The organism is Caulobacter endophyticus, from assembly GCF_003116815.1.
Taxonomy (GTDB): Bacteria; Pseudomonadota; Alphaproteobacteria; order Caulobacterales; family Caulobacteraceae; genus Caulobacter; species Caulobacter endophyticus.
Window position 1 is genome coordinate 238,519 of sequence record NZ_QDKQ01000077.1, and the last position, 16,757, is coordinate 255,275.

Sequence of the window (16,757 nt, forward strand, 5' to 3'; positions counted from 1 at the left end):
GATGTGGCGGCAAGCTCGATCATCTCGGAATCTTCTTGGGCGTTTCGATCGTCGTCACGACGCCCTTGGCGCCGTACTCGACCCGGGTCGTGCGAACGAAGATGTCGTCGTTGTCGAGGGCCGCACGCATGGCCTTCTTGATCTCTTCGGTTCGCGTGGGATCGCCGAAGCCGAACTTGGGATCGGCCAAGGCGGATTCGACCTCCTTGATCCAGTCTGCATGGGTCGCCTTGGCGCTCTTGGAGGTCGCCGGACCGGTGAAGTCGTTGAGGAAGATCTTGGCCTTGCCGCCTTCCATCTTGACGGTGATGGCGTCGACGCCGCCGGTGCTGGCGTTGCCCGGCCGGGTGATCCCGAGCTCGCCGTTCTTCAGCAGTTCCTTGTATCCATGGGCTTCGGTGCGGCTGGCGCCGATCGTCTTGTCGAACGAACCGCCCCCGGCCTGGACCTTCGCGCGGGCGGTCACGTTGTGCTGGCTGCCGCTCCCGGCTCCGGAGGACTCGACTTGGACGCCGCCACGCTTCGTCGGCTGTATGGTCGGGTCGTAGGCGGTTCCTGCGGGACGGAACTTCAGCGCTTTCGCCTGGGACTCCGGCATGACGACGAACTTGTCGTTCTTCGAAGCCCCTTTGAAACGAGCCGAGCCTTCCTCCCAATAGGTGCCCTTTCCCGAAGAGCCGCCGCCCTCGACCCGAGCGGCCACAAGCTTCTCCTGCGGCTTCCTGAGGCCGGGCGTCCCATCGACGTCGAGTACGGATTGCTCCTTAACCCAGCGCTCCCAGTCGGCCTGCTCGTCGGCCGGGGTTCTCTTGCCGGTGGGCTTTTCTGCCGTGGGAGCCGTGCTCGGCTCCGGCGCGCGAACCGGTTCAGCGGCGCTGACCGGTTCCGCGGCGCGGGCGGGTGCGGGCGCATGCGCCGGCTCTGGAGCCGGAGCGGCCTCGGCGACGGGTTTTGCAGGTTCTATCGTCTTGGCTGGTCCCGCCGGCTTGGCGGCCTTGGCGGGCGTTGGCTTGGCTGTGGCGGGCGTGGGCGGTTCGACGGCGGGTTTGGCGAACGTGTCGCGGCTGACGATGATGCGACGCTTGGGCTTAGGTGCGGGGACGGGTTCGGGCGAGGCGGACGGCGCTGCCGGCTCGGGCGCTTTCGGCTTGGGCTTGACGGGTTCGGACGCGGAGGCCGGCTTCGCCGAAGGCTCGGCCGGCTTGGCCAGGCTGGGCTCGACAACTCGCGGCTTGACGGGCGCGGCTTCGACGGATGCGCCGCCCGGGGGGCGTGTGGGGCCGTCCGACGAGGTGGCGGAGGCCCGAGGCTCCACCGACGAGCGCCCGCCCGCCCGGATCGGGTCGGCGCTCCCCATCCTGGGCGCCGAGGGCTCGATCACCATGGCCTTGGCTCCACCGCCGACCTGGGTCATCCGCGGCGGTTCGACCATGGAGGCGGCGCTGGGGGCGGACGGCGTGGGCGAGGCCGGAACGGGCTCGGGGATCACCTCGCCACGGCCAAACCCGATCTGGCGGCGCGGAGACGGCGCGGCACCGGACACGGGCTCCGGAATGATCTCGCCGCCTCCGAAACCGATCCTGCGGCGCGGCTGCGGCGCAGGCGCGGCCATGGGATCGACGGCCGGGGCGTTGGCCTTGTCACCGATCTTGAAGCCGATGGGCTCCTTGGGCTTGGGCGGCGCGGGCGCGGCCATGGGATCGACGGCCGGGGCGTTGGCCTTGTCGCCGATTTTGAAGCCGATGGGCTCCTTGGGCTTGGGTGGTGCGGGCGCGGCCATGGGATCGACGGCCGGGGCGTTGGCCTTGTCGCCGATCTTGAAGCCGATGGGCTCCTTGGGCTTGGGCGGTGCGGGCGCGGCCATGGGATCGACGGCCGGGGCGTTGGCCTTGTCGCCGATCTTGAAGCCGATAGGCTCCTTTGGCTTCACCGGCGCGGGCGGATCGGCGATCGCCGGAGCCTCGGGCGGCCTCACGGCCGGCGGGCTCACCGCGCCTGGCCTGGGGGCCAGGATCTTGGCCTTTTCCAGCGCGCCTCGCAGGCCGGTGGAGGGCGAGGGCGGAGGGGTGATGGCCGGCGGCTTGATGGGCGCCACGCCCGCATCGGCCGCGCCGGCGCCGCCGATGCGGATCTTGCCCTTCAGGGCGCCGGCGATGCCCAGTCCCGCCCCGATGCCGGCCCCGATCAGAGCGCCCATAAGGGCCCCGGTCCAGCTGACCTGCTGTCCCGTCGCCAGGCTGCCGACCACCTCGCCGACCACGCCGCCGACGATATTGATGCCGGCGTCGAGGGTGATCTTCAGCGCCACCGACCCCACGCCCTTGAGCAGCACGCCTCCGGCGCCGCCGGCCGCGCCGCCGATCGCGCCGACGATCATCGCCTTGACGACCCCGTCGCTCCATTTCTTTCCGTCGATCAGGTTCTCGGCGATCGTCTGCACCGCGCCTGCCGCCGCGCCCAGCGCCGCGCCCAGCAGGATCACGCCCACCGGGCCGAGCGCGCCGGCGGTGGCCACCGTGATGGCGATCACCGCCAGGATGACGACGATCGTCACCACCCATTTCAGCGCCTTTTTCCAGCGCGGCTTGACCTCGGCCGCCGCCTTGGCGCCGTGGTCCTGCATGTCGTGGTCCAGCTTGCCCTGGCTTTCCTTGCTCCAAAGGCCGTCGAGCAACTGGGTGCGGCCCTGGCGGAAGTTGTCCTCCACCTGGTCGCCGAACTGCTGGTAGGCGGCGTTGGCGTTGGTCACGGCGCTGTCGAAACCGTCTTCGGCCGTCTTGCCCGCCTCGTCGGCGGAGGCCTTGATAGACGCCTGCATCTTCTCGAAGCCGGTCTTGGCCGACCGGCCGATGCCGACCGCGCCGGCAGCGAAACCCTTGGCCTGGGCCTCGAAGCCCTGGAGCGCCGCGGCGGTCCCGTTCGCCGCGCTTTCGGCGCTGCCCTTCTGGGCCTCGGCGGCCGAGGCGGCCAGTTGCGGCGCCACGGTGGCGGTCTGCGCCATCATGTCGGCCAGCGCCGAGTCCGGGGCCGCGCCGGCCAGGGATTGCGCGAGCTCGCCCGGTTCGGGCGCTGGCGTCTCAGCAGTGGAGGCGACGAACTCGCCGATAGAGCCCGTCAGGCTGTCGGCCGCCTCGCCCACGCCGTCGGCGAAACTCTGGATGCTGCCGGCGATCGCTTCGTCCAGGCCGGCCTGCGCCGCCGCCGCGCCCTGGGCCAGGCCCGCTGCCTGCTGGGTTTCAGCGGCGTCCACGCCGGCCAGCGCCTGGGCGGTGCTGGCTTCGAGCGAGCCGGTCATCTGTTCGGCTGACTTGGCGGCCTGCGCCTTGGCGCCCGTCTGCTGGGCCGTTGCGCCGTCCTGGATCTGCTGGAGCTGGTCGGAAAAGCCCTTGCGGGCCTCGGTCGTGATCTCGTCGACCTTGCCCAGGATCTCGCCGCGGCTCTCGGGGATCTTCCTGGCTTCGTCCTGGGCGGTGGTCCTGAAGCTCTTGCCGTATTCCTCGGCGACCTTGATCCCGGCCTCGGCGTCGGCCTCCAGCCGGTCGTCGTGCACGGGTCCGTCCAGCACCGTGGACTCGCCATTGCGCCGCGCCAAGAGCTTGCCGGACCGCACCTGTGCAGCGGTCGCAGCGTTCTGGGCGGCGGTCGCGCCCACGGCCTCCATCGGCTTGACGGCGTTGCGATAGGCCAGGACGATCCGGGCCTTCTCGGTCAGCGACCGCTTGCCCAGGCCGCCAGCGGCCTTGTCGTGCGCCCGCTTGGCCCGGCGCTTGGCGCTGGTGGAGCCCTCGTCGGCGCCGCTGTCGGTCTTGGCCTTGCCCTGGCTGATAGTCCCGCGCACCGCGCTGCGCTGGCTGCGGATCTTCTTGCGAGCGCCCTGGCCGCCGGCCTTCAGGGCGGCGCCTTGCGAGGCGGCGCTCGCGCGGATGCCCTCGGCCGCGCTGTTGAAAGCCGCCACAGCCCGCCCGGGCGCCGCCATCGCGCTGGTCAGCAGCGCCTGCACCTTCTGGACCGTGCGAGCCACGAAGGCGTCGGCCAGGCTCTGGGCGGCGTTGTGCTTCATGGCGCTTTCGGGACTGGGCGGACCGTCGGCATCGTCCTGCTGGAAGTTTGCGCGGAGCCCCTGGACGGCCTCCAGCTGGACGCGACTGGCGCTCAGCCGGCCCAGCGCAGCCTGCATCGCCGCGGCCGCACCGGTCGCGCCACCGGGCGCCGCGCCGGCCTGATCCGGCTCGCCCGCATCGACGGCGGGGGACGCCGGCGTGGGCGTTGCGCCGCCGCCGATGGCCTGGACAGCCGCCTGCATCGACGAGGTCGAGGCCGAGAGCGCCCGCTCGTGAACAGGCGGTACGCTGTCGGGCGGCTCGGATTGGCGGGTGACGGGGGCGCTCGCGCCCCGGGCGGCGAGCGGCGGGGTCTGGCCGCCGGCCTCGCTATCGGCCTTGTGCTGGGCGGGAGGAGCGGCGGCGCCGAGCGCGCTGTCCAGCCTGGCGGCCTCGCCGGCCGGCAACCTCGCCCGCGCATGACCGAGCGCCTGGCCCTGGTCCTCGGGGCTCAGACCCCGCAGGCGCTCGCGCACCGCCGGCGTATGCACGCCCGCGCCGCCGCCCATCAGGTCGCCGACGGTCCGGGAGGCGTCCTGCACTTCCGGCGAGGCTTCCGGCATGGCGGAATCCTGATCGGCGGAAGGCGCGCCGTCCAACGCCCGGCGGGAGATCACGCCGGGGCGAGACTGCAGGGTGTGGGCCAGTTCGTGGGCCATCAGTTCGCGGCCGGGGGCGCTGTCGGGGCGATTGCGGCCTTCGCCGAAATAGATGTCGTGGCCCAGGGTGAAGGCCTGGGCGCCGGCGGTGCGGGCGGCCTTGGCGGCGGCCGCGCCGTCATGGATCCGCACCTGGCGGAAGTCGTGGCCGAAGCGTTGGGAGAAGAAGTCCCGATGGTTCTCCGCCAGCGGGCGGCCGGCGCCGCGTGCAGCGGCGATCTGCCCATCCAGGGCCCTGGGCGCCGCCGCTGCGCCGCCGTCGCCGAAGCTGGCGCGTCCGGAAGGCGGCGTTGCGCCGCCCAGCGCCTGGTCGGCGACGCGGTCGGCATGCATCTCGGCGGCGTCGCCGACGCGGCCGATCTTCAGGGCCGAGCGCTGGGCCTGGGGCCTGGCGGCGGGCGCCTTGGGGGCGGGACTGGGGGCGGCGCGGCTCATCGGGCGCCTCCCCGCCGGCCGGGCGCTGCGGCGGTTATCCTGCTGACGACGGCGCGCGCGGCGGCCTGGCCGATCTCGCGCGGCGAAGCGTCGGCCGCCAGCCCCCGGGCGTCGATGTCGACGTGGCGGATCACGTGGCTGCGGCTTTGCTGCGGCAGAGTCCCGAAGGGGCCGCGCGGATCGGCCAGCAGGCGGGCGAGCTCACGGCGGATCGCCTGTCCGATCGCGGCCGGATCGGCCTCGAAGCCGTCGATCGCCAGCTCGCCGATCTCCAGCCTGTAGTCGGCGGGGCGGCCAACGGTGTCGGGCCCGCTCATGTCGAGGTCCATCCGACCAGTTCGGCGCCGGTCATGGTCCGGCCGATCTTGGCGTATTCGGCGCGCGCGGCGCGGCGCACGTGGTCCATGGTGACGGGGCTGCCCGCGTCGGCGGCGATGAAGGCCGCGCCCAGGGCGATGTTGCGGATGTTGCCGCCGGGCACGTTGAGGCGGGCGAGCTGGTCGATCTCCAGCCCCTGTGTCGGCGCCGCCGGCGGAAAGGCCTTCCGCCAGATCTCCGCGCGCTCGGCTAGGTCCGGGAAGGGGAACTGGACGATGAAGCGCAGCCGGCGCTTGAACGCTGGATCGATCGCCTGGGGCAGGTTGGTGGTGAGGATGGCCAGGCCGCGATAGCACTCCATCCGCTGCAGCAAATAGCTGACCTCTAGGTTGGCGTAGCGGTCGTGACTGTCCTTGACCTCGCCGCGCTTGCCGAACAGCGCGTCGGCCTCGTCGAACAGCAGGACCGCGCCGGCGGCCTCGGCGGCGTCGAACACCCGGCGCAGGTTCTTCTCGGTCTCGCCGATGTACTTGTTGACCACCTGGCTGAGATCGATGCGGAAGAGATCCAGCTCCAGCTCGCGCGACATGATCTCGGCCGCCAGGGTCTTGCCCGTGCCGCTGGCGCCGGCGAACAGCGCGCTGACCCCAAGGCCCCGGCCGCTTTTCCCCGCGAAACCCCAGTGGTCGTATATCCGGCTGCGCTGGCGGACGTTCGCGACGATCTCGCGCAGGATGTCGGCCTCGGCCCTGGGCAGCACCAGGTCTTCCCACTCCGCGGCGGGTTCGATCCGCTGCGCTAGGTCGTCGAGCCGGCCGCGCGACTGGTCGCGGCAGGCGTCCCAGAGCGGTTGCGTCTCCGCCAGAGCGCTGGCCGTGACGATGGCCGCGGGGCCGAGGTCGAAATGCGAGACGACGCGCTCGATCTCGGTCTCGCGCCGTGCGGCCGTCTCGCCCAGGGCCTTGCGCCACAGGACGATCTGCTCGCCGCGGTCGGGCTTGGCGATATCGAACCGAGGCAGGGGCTTGCCCTCGGCGCGCAGCGGTTCGCGGCTGGCCACCAGGGTCACGGCGCGCGAGGCGGCGGCGAAGGCGGCGGCTGCGCGCAGGGTCTCAGGCGGATCGGCATCGGAAATTTCGACCAGCAGAGCGCTGTCGGACAGCGCCGCCTCCCGCGACCAGAGCCTCTCGAAGCCCGTACGTTCGGATGCGCCGGCGGGTAGGTCGGCGGCGCGGATAAGGTTCAGCCCCAGGCCGTGGGCGGCGCAGGCCGAGGCGGCGACCGCCAACCCGCCTGCGTCAGGATCGCCGATCAGCTGCACGGCGGGCCAAGGCTCCTGTCGGGCGTCGGCCGAGGCCCATAGCGCCGCAATGCGCTTGGCCAGACGGGCGTGGGCTTCGGTGAGCTGGTCCGGCGAGGGCGCGGCGCGCACCAGCCCCTGCAGGCGCTCGTCCAGATGCGAGACGCCGGCCACGAAGTGCAGGATCCGCTCGTCGATGCGGATCGACGCGGTCGTCACGGGCTGGCCCGTGGCGAAATCGATCAGCCGCCAGTAGCGCAGCGGCCCCGTCGGCGTGATGGCGCTCCAGTGCGCGCCCGGCAGCGTGGCGAGGGCGAAGCCGAAGCTCGGCGGCCCCCCCGCCACGCGAACCGCTTCGGCGAAGCCGGCGTCCAGTTCGACCCCGGCGCACAGCAACAGCAGGTCGCGCTCGAACGGGCTCAGAGAGAAGCGGTCTGCGATCAGGTCGATCCCGGAGGCGGCCGGCGTTCTGGCGCTGTCGCCCGCCTTCCGCGTGGCCGGCTTGCGGGCGATAAGGTCGCGCAGTTCGTCCAGGGCAGCGGCGAGCGCGCCCTGCGGGCCATCCAGCTGGCCGACGAGCCAGGGCGCGCTCATGGAATCTTGGCCTTTGGCGCGACCGGCGCCTGGCTGGCGTCGAGGTCCACGGCGCTGGCGGCGCCGTCTACGCGCACGCGCACCACGTATGTTCCCGCCTTTACGCCCTCGATCGGAATGCTGAGCTCGGCCAGCGGCGTTGTCCGCGCCGGAGCGGCGAATGAATAGGCTACGGCGGCGCCGGACAGCAGTTCCAGCGTTGCGGCCTGGCGCGGGGCGACGGCCGGATCGAGCTTGACCTTGATCACCGCCGAACGCAGCGCCGAGCCGGATCCCTGGGCGCCGGTGACCGACACGTTGTGCTTGGAGGCGGTCTTGGTCACGACCGGCTGCAGGACGAAGGTCGCGGGATTGGAGGCGTAGGCCATCCTGCCGCCGGGCTGGCCAAGATCCACGCCCAGCCGCACCAGGGCCGTGTGTGGTCCGGCGGTCAGGCCCGCGGGCAGGGAAAGGGTGACTTCCGAACCGCCGATCGAGCCCGCGGCGACCTTGGCGCCGTCGATCTCCACCTGGGTGGGCGATCCGTCCAAATCCCGGCCCTGCAGGACGATGGCCGCGCTCGGCACGATCGGTCCGCCGGCGGCGGCCTGCACCCGGACGATCTGGGGTTGGCGGATGAGCGAGGCGGCTAGCCCGACCCGCTGCACCGGCAGGGCGGCGACTGTCTTCACCGGCCGCTCAAGCATTACGGTCGAGGCCTTGAAGGTGGTCGACAGCACGTAGTGGGTCTGGAGGAAGACCGACCACAGCCGCGACAGTTCGTCGAAGCTGAGGTTGGTCGGGCTGAAGCGGACCAGATCGGTCTGCTCGGCCAGGTCGCTGCCGGCGATGAAACTGTTGGCCGGGTCGGCGACGACGGCCTGGATCTGTCCGCGTGTCAGCTGGGGTTGGCTGTTGAGGAAGGCGATGGCGCTGCCCAGCAGCCGCTGCGGCTCCAGCTTCAGGTCGTCGCCGTAGCAGCTCAGCAGATAGTGCAACTCGACGGGCGCCAGCGGCCGCCGCACCGCCTGGCCGTCGCCACGCTGGCTGGGCAGGTCGTCATTGGCGCGGAATGCCTTGTGGGTCAGCTGGTAGAGAAAGAGGTTCACGCCTGTGGTGGGGAGGTTGGCGCTGTTGTCCTCGCCGGGCCGGACCGTGGTGACCGTCGCGCCGGGCACGTCGGCCTGCATCGCCGCCTGCAGCACGTGCCGCAGCGTCGAGGTGACCGTGGCCAGGGCGCGGAAGTCGCTCATCGCCCGCTCAGCCTCCCGCTCGCTTGGCGAGATAGTCGTCCAGCGACATCACCGGGCCGCGCGGCGCCGGAGCCGGCGGCGGGGCGGCGGCGCGGATCTCCACCCGGCCGATGGTGATCTGCACCTGGGGCGCGGCCGGTGGCGCGACGGGCGGCGAGGCCTGGTTTTCGCGAGCCACGCGGGGGAGAGCGGCCGGCCGTTCGAAAGGCGCTTCGGGGTAATGGGGCGCTGGGCGCTCCGCCGACTGTTCCAGGGGCGTCGGCGACCGGTCAGTTGTGGCCGCGACTGGTGGAGTCTCTTCGGCTTCTGGCGGAGCGATCTTGGCCTTGGCTTCGGTCGAGGCGTTGGAGCGCGTGTCCGCTGCCGATTGCGCGAAGGTCTGTGCTGGTTCGTCGCGGGTCTCGACGATGGTACGATCGGGGGCCGTGCGTTCAGATGCGGTAGCGGTGGAGACCGGCTCTGCGGCGGCCTCGCTTTGGGCGGGCGCTTCTCCGGGCGCCGGTGGCTGGGCGAAGACTTTGGCGGGCGCCGAGGTCAATGTCATCGCCACGGGCGGCGGGGTCTTGAGCGGCGTGGCGGCTTCGGCGCCGACGACGGCGATGGAGGTGACCTGAGTAGGGGAGCGGGGCGGCGTCGGGACCGGGGCCGGTTTGCGCTCGGCGCTTACCCGAGGGACGGCTTCCGGCTCGGGGGCGGCCTCGATCGGGCGATCGGGCACAGCGTCGGGGATGATCCTGCCAGTTGGGCGCCGGCGATGCGGCGAGGTCCGTTCGATCTCTGCGTGCTCCTCGACGAAGCCGAGGAGAGAGGCCCCCACATCCTCCATCGCAGAGACCGAACGTCGCTGGGGACGAAGCGGTGGAGCCGGCCCGATGTCGCCAGGCGCGCCGAGGGCGTCGCCTCGGCTGCGGGCGGCCAGATAACCCAGCACGGTGTTCCCCTGACCGCTCATCCGCCGATGAGCTCCAGGTAGCGTTGTCGCCGCTGGGGCGACAGGGCGAGAATCTGGTCCTCGCTCCAGCCATAGGCGGAGGCGATGATGTGCACCTCTTCCAGCAGGCCGCGAGCGAAGCCGTCGAACCAGCGCCACAGGAACTCGACGATGTCGAACGGCGAGCGCCAATGGGCGGCGCAGGCCGGACAGTCGAGGGCGAGCGCGACGACGGCCTGCGGGTCGTGGGTCGTGACGGCCTCGCCGATCGCCGCTTCCAGCGCCTCTATTGCGGCGGGCGCCGAGGGCGTCGCGCCCTCCAGCAGGCACAGGCGCATCAGCTGGTCGGCGGACGCGGCTTCGGGCGCGGCGAGGTCGCCGGCGGTCGGCAGGCGGAAGGCGAGAGGGGCGCCTTCGAAGGATAGCTCGAAGCGTTCGGGCGGCTGCTCGGACGCGGTCACGCGGATGGCGGCCAGGGGAACGTCGAATTCGAGCGGCTCGGCGCAGGTAGGGCAATTGACCAGCGCATGGGCGGCCGGGCCGATCAGCCGCTCGTGCAGGGTCAGCAGCGCGGCGTCCCGACGCCCGACGCTGAAGGCGCGGCAGGCGTCTTCCTCCAAGGTTGGCTCGGCCAGGCGCAGCAGGATCAGGCCGCGTTCACCCGACCGGGCGGCGCGGCCGTCCTCCCATGCCTCCAGCATCGCTTGCGCCTGTGTCCGCGCCATTCATCCCACTCCGAACGCGCGCTGGGCCTATTGCGGCTCGACGAAGCTCGGCTCTTTGGGCTCGACCACGTCGGTGTCGCGTTCCCACCCTTCATTCTCGAGCTTGAGAGACTGGATAAGGACGGCGTTGGCGTTGGCGTCCAGGTCGGCCTGGGCTTGGAATTCGGAAACCCAGCAGCGATAGACCTTGTAGGCGATCACCAGCTGGCCGGCCTCGTTGTAGAGTTCGATGATGATGTCCTTGCGGAAGTCCGACAGGGACACTTCCTTGCCGAGGCCGGAACCGTAGTTCCAGACCTTGTTGGCCCACTGCTCGAACTCCTTGTCGTGGGTGACCCCGCGCTCCAGAGTGATGGCCTCGTACTCGGTGCGGCCCGGCGATTTGCGCGAGCTGGAAAGGTCGCCGCCCTCGCGGTGCTTGACGACCTCGGTGGTGCGCTTGAGCGCGCCCACCTTGCTGACGCCGGCGACGTACTTGTTGCCCCACTTCACGCGGAACTTGAAGTTCGCGTATGGGTCGAAGCGCTGAGCGTTAACGGTGAAGGTAGCCATCGTTCTTCCCCTTGCCTCTAGACCGCGATCTGCCCGGCCATCTGCTGGATGCCGATGACGACGAATTCGGCGGGTTTGAGAGGAGCGAAGCCGACCAGCACGTTGACGACGCCCAGGTTGATGTCGGCCTGGGTCGTGGTCTCGCTGTCGCACTTGACGAAATAGGCTTCGCGCGGCGAGGCGCCCTGGAAGGCGCCCTTGCGGAACAGCCCCTGCATGAAGGCGCCGACATTGAGCCGGATCTGGGCCCATAGCGGTTCGTCGTTGGGCTCAAACACCGCCCACTGCAGGCCGCGCACCAGGCTTTCCTCCAGGAAGAGGGTGGTGCGGCGCACGGGGATGTACTTGTTCTCGTCCGCCAGCTGGTCGGCGCCGCGCAGGGTTCGCGAGCCCCAGACAACCTTGCCGGCGGCCGGGAAGGCGCGCAGGCAATTGACGCCCAACTGGTTGAGCTCGCCGTTCTCGGCGTCGGTCAGGCTGACCGTCAGGTCGGGCACGCCGTTGAGCGTCGCCTGGATGCCGGCCGGAGCCTTCCAGACCCCGCGGTCGGCGTCGGTGCGGGCGATCACCCCGGCCACCGCGCCGCAGGAGGAGAAGGCCTCCAGCTGGTTGTCGCGCAAGGGATTGGCCTGGCGCAGCCGGGGGAAGAAGATCGCGGCGTTGGCGCTGCGCGCGCCCACCTGGTCGGGGCTGGCGGTGAAGCCGGCCTTGGCGCTGGCCTTGTCGACCCAGCCCGAAGGCGCGTCGACCAGCAGGAAGGCGCGCCTGGCCTCGCAATAGGCCGCCGCCGCCGAGACGAGAGAGACGTCGACGTCGTCGCTGGCGGTGTAGGGCGGAATACAGAGCAGGTTGAAGCTGTCGGCGTTCTCCAGCGCGTAGAGGCCAAGCTTCGCGGCCTGGCCGCCATTAGGCGTGAAGTTGGCCTGGGTCAGCGCCAGGCCGTTGTTGCCCGTCGCCGCCGTCTGGGCGTCAGCCAGCGCCTTCTGGGCGGCGGTGATGTCGGCGGCGACCTGCGGGTTGGCGGCCTGGGCCGCGGCCAGGGTCGCGGCGGCCGTGGAGATGTCGTCGTCCTTGGCGGCGAACTTCGGCGGCGTCGCGGGCCAGTCGCCGTCCCAGACCAGCAGGCGCGACTGGGCGGCCAGAACCTTGTCCAGCCGGCGAGGGCTGTCCTTGACGGTCAGGTTGATGTGGCGCTCGCGGCTCAGCGTCTCGCCGCGGGCGTCGACTTCGCGCACCGTCAGATTGAAGAGGTCCGCTGGCGTCAGTCCATAGGCCGCCGCCACGCTGGCCGAGACGTCGGTGTCCACGGTCGCGCGTAGGGCCGAACCCCAGGCGCCCTTGGTCGCCGCTGCGAAGGTGAGGGCGCCGACCTTGATCTTGGCCTGAGCCGGCTTGGCGTTGTTGGCGGCGTCGGGGTTGTAGACGCGGACGATGATCGCCTGACCGCCGCCGTTGGCGAAGAAGTCGCGCACCGCGAAGCCCAGCCGGCTGGAGGCCCAGAGACCGCCGAAGGTCCGCTCGAAGTCCCCGTAGCTGTTGACCGTCACCGGCGTGTCGGTGGGTCCGCGCGGGGCGCGCCCGACGAAGGCCGTGATCGAGGTCGCCACACCCGTAATGGTGTGAACGCCGCTAGGTATTTCCTGAACATATACGCCGGGATAGCTCAAGGCGACAGGCATTATCTCTCTCCATCCCTCTCGATCTTGAACGTGGCGCGAGTTGTCACGCGCGTCGGCCAGGACACGTGGAAAAAGTTACCGATTGAAACGATCTCGGAGGCGCGATCGCGCCGCTAACGCCAGATTTTTACTGAGTATCTTTCACGCAAATACATAGGATTTGCGCCATTTGCATACGTTTCGCTTCTGGGTTGTAACAGTCTCGGGGTTGAGGCGCAAGAGAGCTTGGTCGTTCGTCGCGCACGTCGCCAGCTGGCGCGGGCCGTGGCGGCGGACGAGCGCAAAGACGCCGGGGTCGTGACGCTTGATATCGATATCATTGTGTGTAGCCTGCGCCCAGATCGATAAGGCGATCCACAAGGGGAGGCGACGCCATGAAGCCCACACGTCGAGACATGGTCGCGTTGGCGGTGATGTCCGGAGCCGCCACCGGGGGCGCGGCGAACGCGGCGATCGACCGGGGAGCTCGCGTCCATATGCTCGTCTCGCCCGACGGCCGTCTGAAGGCGACGCTGGACGCCTCGGGCGCGACGCCGAAATGGAGCGTGGTCTATGATGACAAGCCGCTGCTGCTGCCGTCGGAGCTGGGATTGTGGCTGGCCGAGGGGCGGTTGCTGGGCGAGGGCGCCAAGGCCGCCGGTGCGGCGCCGGAGACCTTCGAGGGTCACTGGACGCCCGTGTTCGGCCAGGCGTCGCGCTATGACCAGTCGGGCCGGCAGATCACCCTGCACATGGTCGACGCCAAGGCCGGCGTGCGCTTCGACATCGTGCTGCGGATTCTGAACGGCGCAGTCGCCGTGCGCTACGTCCTGACCGGCCTGCCCAAGGGCGACAAGCTTTCCCTGATGGGCGAGCGCACTCGGTTTCGCTTCCCCGATACGGCGCGGCTCTACGCCAGCCGCGACGAGGGCGACATCCACGTCTCGACCCAGGCCGCCCTGGCGCCGCTGGAGCACCCGGACCTGACGGGCTCGTCGGACAAGGGGCCCTATGCCGACCTGCCGATCACGGTGGACGCCGGCAACGGCGTCTTCGGCTTCATGGCCGAGTCCGACCGGCTGCATTACCCGCGCTGCATGGCGCGCGCGCACGAGCAGGGCGGCCTGGTCACCTACCTGATGCGCTACCCGGGCCGGGCCACCGGCTGGGGCGGCGAGGATGATACGCCGCAGGAGCCGACGTTCGAGATCGCGGTCGGCCAGAAGACGCCTTGGCGCGTGCTGTTGGCGGCCGACAGCGCCAAGGGCCTTATCGAATTGCACCACGTGGTCCCGACGCTGGCGACGCCGAACCAGCTTGGCGACGTCTCATGGGTGAAGCCTGGCCACGCCTTCCGGATCATGAAGCCCTACTCGACGGACGCCTCGCTGAGGGCGGTCGATTTCGCCCAGGCGCGCAAGATCGGCTACGTGCTGTTCGACGCCCACTGGTACGGCGACGGGACCGACGCCTCCGACCCCACCGCGCCGATCGCCGCCTTGGACCTGCAAAGGGTGATCGACTACGCCAGGGCGCGGAACATCGGCGTTCTGGTCTATATCGACCGGGTGGCGGTGACCAAGGCGCTGTCCGAGATGTGCCGGCTCTATCAGCGCTGGGGCTTGGCGGGCGTGAAGCTGGGCTTCATGTGGGAGGGGCGCCAGTCGGACGTCGATTTCATCACCAAGGTCGTGCGGGCCTTCGGCGAGCACGGCATGGTCGTGAACCTGCACGACAATCTGCGGCCGGCCGGGCTGGAGCGAACCCTGCCCAACTACCTGACGCTGGAGGGTGTGAAGGGCAATGAGCAGTTCCCCGCCGCGCGCCACCACGTGAACCTGGCCTTCACCCGTCCGATCGCCGGGCCGATTGACTACACCATCTGCTACGCGCAAGAGCGCAACCAGACCACCAACGCCCACCAGCTAGCCCTGGCCGTCACCTGCTACAGCCCGCTGACGCTGCTCTACTGGTACGACAAGCCCGAGAAGTACGAAGGCAAGCCCTGGCCGGAACTGGAGTGGTTCGACGCCTGCGCCACAACCTGGGACGAGACCCGGGCGATCGCCGGCGAGCTTGGCGAGTACGTCGTCATCGCCCGGCGCAAGGGTGAGACCTGGTATCTTGGCGCGCTGACCAACGAGATGGAGCGGCGGCTGGACCTGGATCTTGGTTTCCTGGGGCAGGGGCGCTGGACGGCCGTGCGCTACAAGGACGGCGACCTGGCCCGCCCGGCCAACCGCACCCGCGTGGTGATCGAGCGCCAGACGGTCGACGCCAAGTCCCGTCTGCGCCTGCAACTCAACGCCGCTGGCGGTCAGGCCATCCGTTTCGAGCCGGCTTGAAGTGAAAAAAAGGGCGCCTGCAGAGGGCGCCCGCCTTGGAAGTGTTGGAGGAAGTAGATCCAAGAGAGCGGCGTCGCAGGATGCCGCTGAAGCCTTGATATCGATATCAAAATTTGGATCGAAGTCAAGCGATCTATGTTCGTCGACTTCGCCTGCGCAGCTTCTAGGGCGTCACCCGGAAATCATCGAAGTCGGTCCAGCCGATCCGGGTCGAGGTGTTGGCGGGCGTGCCCGCGGGCGCTTGGGAGAAGATGCCGATCTGGCTTCCGACCCAGCGTCCAGGACGGCTCACGAAGGGGGCGCCGACAGGGGTGAAGGTCTTGCCGTCGGCGCTGTAGCTCAGCGTCACCTTGGCGTGCAGCGAGCGCAGCATCGAGGGCCAGTAGGGCGAGAAATCCGGCGGCGAATTCGTCACGACGACCGGCTCGGCCGTCATCCGCAGCCAGACGGCGCCTGGGGCCCTGGCCTCAACCACCTCGACGCGCTCGGGCTGAAACTTGTCGGCGCCCGGGCGGTCGACGCGGATCAGCGCCGGCCCGCTCGCCGTGTTCTGCAGTCCGATCCAGGCATAGTCGGAGCCGAACATCAGCAGGCCCGCGCGCTCCCCGACCGCCTTGGGCGCGAACTCCAGCCGGGTGGTCACGGTGAAGCGCTCGGCTGGCAGCTTCTGGGTCAGCAGGGCGCCGGTCTCCCAGAGATTCTCGGGCGAGGAAATCGACTTGAGGCGCAACTTGCCCGGCGCGGCCTGCAGGTCGGCCCAATCGGCGGCGGGATTGGCGTTCCACTGCCAAGCCGGCGACAGCGCGCCGTCAAAGTCGTCGCTATCCTGCGGGGCAAGGCGCGGGGAGGGGACCTTCGAGGCCGGCTTGCGATGGGTCAGGGCCGGCTGGCCGATGCCGTCGCCGTCCTTGTCCTCGCCGATAACCGGCCAGCCGTCCTTCCAGGCCATGGGCTGCAGCCAGACGCGGCGGCCGTAGGAGTCGGCGTCCTGGAAGTGCAGAAACCAGTCCTCGCCGGTCGGCGTGGTCACCCAGGCGCCCTGGTGGGGGCCGTTGACCTCGGTGGCGCCCTGGTCGAGCACGTTGCGGCCCTCGTATGGACCTTCAAGCTTGCGCGAGCGGAATACGCCCTGCCAGCCGCCCTTCACGCTGCCGCTGGGCACGAACAGGTAGTACCAGCCGTCGCGCTTGTAGAGCTTGGGGCCTTCGGTGGTCATCCACGGGAAAGGCCCGTGCGAGGTCATGACCTTGGGCTGCTTGTCGCCCTCGACCAGGGTGATCGCCTCGCCCTCCGCCTTGTCGCCGGCCTTGTTCAGGCGGCGGATGGTGACGACGTTGGCGAAGCCGGCCCGACTGCGGGCGAAGGCGGTGACCAGCCAGCCCTGGCCGTCGTCGTCCCAGAACGGCGCGGGGTCAATGACGCCGCGCCGGTTGTCGACCAGCACGGGCTTGGACCACGGCCCGGCCGGATCCTTGGCCCGGACCACGAACACGCCGAAGTCGGGATCGGGATAGTAGATCAGGAACTCGCCGTCGTGATGGCGGATCGCCGGGGCCCAGACGCCGCCGCCTCTGCGGGGCGTGGCGTGGTGCGCCTCGGGCGTATTGGCCGTCAGGGCGTGGCCGATGATCGTCCAGTTGACGAGATCCGTCGACTTCAGGATCGGCAGGCCCGGGACGTTGGTGAACGAGGACGAGACCAGGTAGTAGGCGTCGTCCACGCGGATGGCGTCGGGATCGGAATAGTCGCCTGCCAGGACGGGGTTCCTGTAGGTTCCGTCGACCAGGTCGGGCAGCCAGGCGCGTTCGGCCTTCGGCATCTCGGCGGTAGAGGCGGAGGCCGCCAGCAGGGTCGCCGCGGCGATCAATCCCAGTCCGAGCGAGGTGCGACCCGAGCCTGTCATTCCGT

At 70.2% G+C, this 16,757-nt stretch carries 10 protein-coding genes; 1 reads left to right on the forward strand and 9 read right to left on the reverse strand.

All coding sequences use genetic code 11. The annotated features are described in order from the left end of the window. Window positions 1–19: 19 nt before the first annotated feature. From DDF67_RS24570 to DDF67_RS24600, 8 genes are read right to left on the reverse strand one after another with little or no spacing between them, the layout of a single operon-like run. Window positions 20–5,194: an eCIS core domain-containing protein gene (locus tag DDF67_RS24570; protein WP_109455356.1), complete on the reverse strand. Its 5,175-nt coding sequence runs from the start codon at window positions 5,192–5,194 to the stop codon at window positions 20–22. Next, window positions 5,191–5,511 (reverse strand): hypothetical protein, encoded by a 321-nt coding sequence (locus DDF67_RS24575; protein WP_146198090.1) that lies wholly within the window; start codon window positions 5,509–5,511, stop codon window positions 5,191–5,193. Before DDF67_RS24575 ends, DDF67_RS24570 begins: the two co-directional genes overlap by 4 nt. Next, entirely contained in the window at window positions 5,508–7,406 is a 1,899-nt protein-coding gene (locus DDF67_RS24580; protein WP_109455358.1) for an ATP-binding protein, read from the reverse strand. Before DDF67_RS24580 ends, DDF67_RS24575 begins: the two co-directional genes overlap by 4 nt. After that, a complete protein-coding gene (locus tag DDF67_RS24585) occupies window positions 7,403–8,638 on the reverse strand; it encodes a DUF4255 domain-containing protein (protein WP_109455359.1) in 1,236 nt (411 codons plus the stop codon). Before DDF67_RS24585 ends, DDF67_RS24580 begins: the two co-directional genes overlap by 4 nt. A 7-nt stretch (window positions 8,639–8,645) precedes the next feature. Then, a complete protein-coding gene (locus DDF67_RS25395) occupies window positions 8,646–9,569 on the reverse strand; it encodes a hypothetical protein (RefSeq protein ID WP_146198091.1) in 924 nt (307 codons plus the stop codon). A gap of 17 nt (window positions 9,570–9,586) precedes the next feature. Beyond that, window positions 9,587–10,294 carry a hypothetical protein gene (locus DDF67_RS24590; RefSeq protein WP_146198092.1) on the reverse strand — a complete coding sequence of 236 codons (708 nt, stop codon included), beginning with the start codon at window positions 10,292–10,294 and terminating at the stop codon, window positions 9,587–9,589. A 27-nt stretch (window positions 10,295–10,321) separates the two neighbouring features. Continuing rightward, window positions 10,322–10,846, reverse strand: a complete 525-nt coding sequence (locus tag DDF67_RS24595; RefSeq protein ID WP_109455361.1) for a phage tail protein — start codon at window positions 10,844–10,846, stop codon at window positions 10,322–10,324. A 17-nt stretch (window positions 10,847–10,863) separates the two neighbouring features. Further along, the gene (locus tag DDF67_RS24600) at window positions 10,864–12,525 is read right to left on the reverse strand and encodes a phage tail sheath subtilisin-like domain-containing protein (protein WP_109455362.1); all 1,662 of its coding nucleotides are present in this window, start codon (window positions 12,523–12,525) and stop codon (window positions 10,864–10,866) included. Window positions 12,526–12,899: 374 nt separating this feature from the next. On the opposite strand from DDF67_RS24600, the gene DDF67_RS24605 reads away from it, so the two are divergent. After that, complete coding sequence (locus tag DDF67_RS24605; protein WP_109455363.1) at window positions 12,900–14,849, forward strand: glycoside hydrolase family 97 protein; 1,950 nt, start codon at window positions 12,900–12,902, stop codon at window positions 14,847–14,849. 163 nt (window positions 14,850–15,012) lie between these two features. Here the strand turns inward: DDF67_RS24605 and DDF67_RS24610 are convergent, their stop codons facing one another. Next, the gene (locus DDF67_RS24610) at window positions 15,013–16,752 is read right to left on the reverse strand and encodes a glycoside hydrolase family 43 protein (protein ID WP_109455364.1); all 1,740 of its coding nucleotides are present in this window, start codon (window positions 16,750–16,752) and stop codon (window positions 15,013–15,015) included. Window positions 16,753–16,757: the final 5 nt, after the last annotated feature.

What these genes read in the sequence shown, in the direction of transcription:
- DDF67_RS24605 (WP_109455363.1), top strand. Translation starts at nt 12,900, where the DNA reads ATGAAGCCCACACGTCGAGACATGGTCGCGTTGGCGGTGATGTCCGGA.
- DDF67_RS24575 (WP_146198090.1), bottom strand. Translation starts at nt 5,511, where the DNA reads ATGAGCGGGCCCGACACCGTTGGCCGCCCCGCCGACTACAGGCTGGAG.
- DDF67_RS24610 (WP_109455364.1), bottom strand. Translation starts at nt 16,752, where the DNA reads ATGACAGGCTCGGGTCGCACCTCGCTCGGACTGGGATTGATCGCCGCG.
- DDF67_RS24570 (WP_109455356.1), bottom strand. Translation starts at nt 5,194, where the DNA reads ATGAGCCGCGCCGCCCCCAGTCCCGCCCCCAAGGCGCCCGCCGCCAGG.
- DDF67_RS24595 (WP_109455361.1), bottom strand. Translation starts at nt 10,846, where the DNA reads ATGGCTACCTTCACCGTTAACGCTCAGCGCTTCGACCCATACGCGAAC.
- DDF67_RS24580 (WP_109455358.1), bottom strand. Translation starts at nt 7,406, where the DNA reads ATGAGCGCGCCCTGGCTCGTCGGCCAGCTGGATGGCCCGCAGGGCGCG.
- DDF67_RS24585 (WP_109455359.1), bottom strand. Translation starts at nt 8,638, where the DNA reads ATGAGCGACTTCCGCGCCCTGGCCACGGTCACCTCGACGCTGCGGCAC.
- DDF67_RS24590 (WP_146198092.1), bottom strand. Translation starts at nt 10,294, where the DNA reads ATGGCGCGGACACAGGCGCAAGCGATGCTGGAGGCATGGGAGGACGGC.
- DDF67_RS24600 (WP_109455362.1), bottom strand. Translation starts at nt 12,525, where the DNA reads ATGCCTGTCGCCTTGAGCTATCCCGGCGTATATGTTCAGGAAATACCT.